The 3,764-nt window shown below is 47.0% G+C and carries 4 protein-coding genes; 1 reads left to right on the forward strand and 3 read right to left on the reverse strand.

What is annotated here, in order from left to right:
* Positions 1-24: 24 nt before the first annotated feature.
* On the reverse strand, positions 25-450 hold the full coding sequence (gene ndk, locus B7X71_RS13525; RefSeq protein WP_046330292.1) for a nucleoside-diphosphate kinase: 426 nt from the start codon (positions 448-450) through the stop codon (positions 25-27).
* A 293-nt stretch (positions 451-743) separates the two neighbouring features.
* On the opposite strand from ndk, the gene B7X71_RS13530 reads away from it, so the two are divergent.
* A complete protein-coding gene (locus B7X71_RS13530) occupies positions 744-1,445 on the forward strand; it encodes a Bax inhibitor-1 family protein (protein ID WP_293598098.1) in 702 nt (233 codons plus the stop codon).
* A gap of 96 nt (positions 1,446-1,541) precedes the next feature.
* On the opposite strand, the gene rlmD is transcribed toward B7X71_RS13530, so the two are convergent.
* Together rlmD and B7X71_RS13540 are read right to left on the reverse strand one after the other, a co-directional pair.
* Complete coding sequence (gene rlmD, locus B7X71_RS13535) at positions 1,542-2,981, reverse strand: 23S rRNA (uracil(1939)-C(5))-methyltransferase RlmD (RefSeq protein ID WP_293598099.1); 1,440 nt, start codon at positions 2,979-2,981, stop codon at positions 1,542-1,544.
* Positions 2,974-3,762 (reverse strand): 3'-5' exonuclease, encoded by a 789-nt coding sequence (locus B7X71_RS13540; RefSeq protein WP_293601014.1) that lies wholly within the window; start codon positions 3,760-3,762, stop codon positions 2,974-2,976. Before B7X71_RS13540 ends, rlmD begins: the two co-directional genes overlap by 8 nt.
* Positions 3,763-3,764 lie beyond the last annotated feature (2 nt).

Here is a 3,764-nt window from a genome sequence, read left to right on the forward strand (position 1 = left end):
AGGTTGTTCGTTAGCAATCGTGAATTAACGATTGAAAACGTTCATGCCAGCGAAGAAGAATGCAACTTCGACAGCAGCAGTTTCAGGAGCATCAGAGCCATGAACAGCGTTTGCATCAATGCTGTCAGCAAAGTCAGCACGGATAGTGCCTTTGTCGGCTTTCTTAGGATCAGTAGCGCCCATCAAGTCACGGTTCTTAGCAATTGCGCCTTCGCCTTCCAATACCTGAATCATGACAGGACCAGAAATCATGAAGCTCACCAAATCTTTAAAGAAAGGACGGGCAGCATGCACAGCGTAGAACTGCTCAGCTTCAGCTTGTGACAAATGCGCCATTCTGGACGCAACAATCTTCAAACCAGCAGATTCGAAACGGTCGTAGATCTTGCCGATCACGTTTTTTGCAACAGCATCAGGCTTGATAATAGAAAGGGTGCGTTCAATAGCCATGTAAAACTCCAATAGTGATTTCAAAGATTTTGCTGATTTGGCGCCAATTTGGACCCAGAAAGATGCCTCTCTCGATTTCCCACAAGGCGCTAGGAATTCAGCGACCCCCGAATTATACATCGGCCGACCGTATTTACCCTGATCTGGGCGTAGCTAAGCTATTGAATTTACAGGGCATAACCCTATGATTTGTAGTCTTTTTCATAGGGGGCTTGAAATTACCCCATTTTGTCTATACTTACTGTCAACAGCCCCTGGTGGGCTCGTGTATTAACTATGAAAAAGGAGTCAATATGAGTGATCTTAACTCTTACGGCTTTGGGCAAACAGGCTCGATTAGCACCCCCCAAATACGCAACCGCGTACTTCGCAATACCTATGCCCTTTTGGCGCTCTCAATGATTCCTACTGTCATTGGCGCATGGCTTGGCGTTGCCTTTGGACTGAACTTCATGGCGGGTAGCCCTTTTATGGGTTTCATCGTCTTTATGGCAATCGCTTTTGGTTTCTTCTGGGCGATTGAGAAAAACAAGGATACCGGAGCTGGTGTCCTGCTGTTGCTTGGCTTCACCTTCTTTATGGGCATCATGATGTCTGGCCTAGTAGGTTACACACTCAATAGCTACAGCAATGGTGCTACCTTGATCATGTTGGCCTTTGGCGGTACTGCAGCGATTTTTGCTGTGATGGCCTCAATTGCCACAGTGAGCAAGAGCGACTTCTCAGGCATGGGTAAATGGTTGATGGTAGGTGTACTGCTCCTGATCGTGGCTTCGTTAGCCAATATCTGGTTACAGTTACCAGCCTTAATGTTGACTGTCATGGTCTTGGCCATCGCAATCTTTTCAGCCTTTATCTTGGTTGATGTACAACGCATCATCAACGGTGGTGAGACTAACTACGTAATGGCTACTTTGGCTATTTACCTGGATGTGTACAACATCTTCACCAACTTGCTCGCCCTCTTAGGCATTGTGGGCGGTGACAGAGATTAAGCAATGGGTTTTAAGTTTTAATTAAAAAGGCACCCGCGGGTGCCTTTTTCTTTGCTTCAATATTGCGAGTAATTGATCTTTTAAAGCAATGAATTACTAGGATCTTTCAAATACTGCCATCGACTCCACATGGGATGTGTGGGGGAACATATTAACGATCCCCGCACTCTTGAGAACATAACCAGCCTGATGACAGAGAATGTCCGTATCTCTAGCTAAGGTCTTGGGATTGCAGGACACATACACAATGCGTTGTGGCGGTAGATCACTGCCTTGCTCATGGAGTTGGGCTAAGGCCTGGCAAATTTCCATGGCACCCTCACGTGGGGGATCCATCAACCAACGCTCAGCTTTGCCCCACGAGGCGATTGTCTCTGTGCCCACTTCAAATAAATTGCTTTGCATAAAGCTGGCTTTATCTGCGAGCTGGTTATGCTCTGCATTGGCTTTGGCTCTGGTAGTGAGACTTTCTAAGCCCTCAATACCCAGAACTTTGCTGGCCCTTCTTGCCAGCGGTAGAGTGAAATTACCAATGCCGCAGAATAAATCAAGCACACGATCATTTGCTTGAACCTCTAGGAGACGAATCGCCCTACTCACCAAGGCACGGTTCATCATATGATTGACCTGTGTGAAATCGGCCGGCTTAAATGGCATCTCAATCTCAAACTCAGGTAAACGGTAGCAAAGCTTGCCTGTTAGAGGATAGAACGGTGCAACGGTTTCTATACCTTTGGGTTGCAACCATATCCAGACTTGATGCGCATCTGCAAAATCTCGGAGCAACTGTTCATCTGCTGACGTTAGTGGCAGGAGATTTCTGAAGACCAATGCCGTGACTGGCTTTAACTTTTTAGGGTCTTCTGAATTGGGGTCCTCGGGCTCACCTACTGCGATTTCAATTTGCGGCATACGATCGACGATGGAAAGAGCCATGACCAATTTACGCATCTCGGGCAACAGATCAGAAACATGCTTTGGCAAAATCTCACAAGCCGTCATATCCGCGACATAGCCACTCTTGCCCTCATGAAATCCAATCAACACCGTTCCTTTTTTAATGGAACGATTGACAGCGCTTAAGCGTGCGCGATGACGGTATTCCCAAGCAGGACCCCCCATCGGCCGAAGAATTTCTTCAGGGGAAACTTTTGCTATGTGCTTTAGATCATCCTCAAGAACGCGCTGTTTCATGGCTACTTGAGCCCGAATATCCAAGTGCTGCATGGTGCATCCACCACACACTCCAAATGCTTTACATTTAGGTTCCGCTCTGAATACTGCAGGCTTGAGAATGTTCAGCACCTTAGCTTTACTAAAGCGAGCTTTGTCTTGTGTCACAACATAGGTGACTAGCTCGGTGGGTAGCGCGCCTTTGATAAAAATGACTTTACCGCTTTGACCAGAATCTAGCTCATGCCCAGCCTCTTCTTCAGTGAGCGCTAAGCGCGCAATGCCTTGTGCATCGAGATCAAGGGAATCTACTCGTACCGGCTCAGTCACAACAATGTGGACTGGCTTTTCTCCTCTACGCATCGGGAGCAAAGTCCAAGAGATATTCTTGCCACTGCTCGCCATGCGGCTCTTGAGATTCTTTTTCTAAGTAGGCTTTTACGAAAGTGATTTCTTCTTTGTATTCTTCTAATGAGAAGCCACCACGCATCAACTGAAAGCGGCAGTACATCAGATAAGTGTTAACCACATCGGTTTCGCAATAGCGACGAATCTCGTCAATTCTGCCTTCTTGATAAGCAGGCCAAACTTGACCGCCATCCATTCCCATCTTGCCAGGGAAGCCGCAGAGTTTTGCCAGGCCATCCAAGGGAGCATTGGCACGACCATTAAATTTAGCCAAGAGATCCATCAAGTCCAGATGACGCATGTGATAACGACTGATGTAGTTGTTCCACTTAAATTCACGGCTATCGTTTTCTTGGCTCTCGCCCATTTCCCAATAGCGTGGTGCTTGCACATGATTTGCTAGCGCACGGTAGTGCAGTACTGGCAGGTCAAAACCACTGCCATTCCAGGAAACCAACTGCGGGGTATATTTCTCTACTAACTCAAAGAAGGTCTGTATCAATACCTTCTCATCATCTTGCGCTGTGCCTAAGGTACCAACTTTAATTTGGGGTGAGCCATCTTTAGTTGTTCTACGAATAACGCAGGAAATAGCACAAATCCGTTGTAGATACAGTGGCAGAAACTCACTACCGGTTTTCTCAGCCCGCTCTGCCATTGCTTTGGCAGCAACCTCGCTATCTGAGAGTGCATCCGGATAGTCATTAAGACGACGTAATCCTGCTACATCAGGAATAA

It is taken from the genome of Polynucleobacter sp. 39-46-10 (genome assembly GCF_002282275.1).

What these genes read in the sequence shown, in the direction of transcription:
- rlmD (WP_293598099.1), bottom strand. Translation starts at nt 2,981, where the DNA reads ATGCGTAGAGGAGAAAAGCCAGTCCACATTGTTGTGACTGAGCCGGTA.
- B7X71_RS13530 (WP_293598098.1), top strand. Translation starts at nt 744, where the DNA reads ATGAGTGATCTTAACTCTTACGGCTTTGGGCAAACAGGCTCGATTAGC.
- ndk (WP_046330292.1), bottom strand. Translation starts at nt 450, where the DNA reads ATGGCTATTGAACGCACCCTTTCTATTATCAAGCCTGATGCTGTTGCA.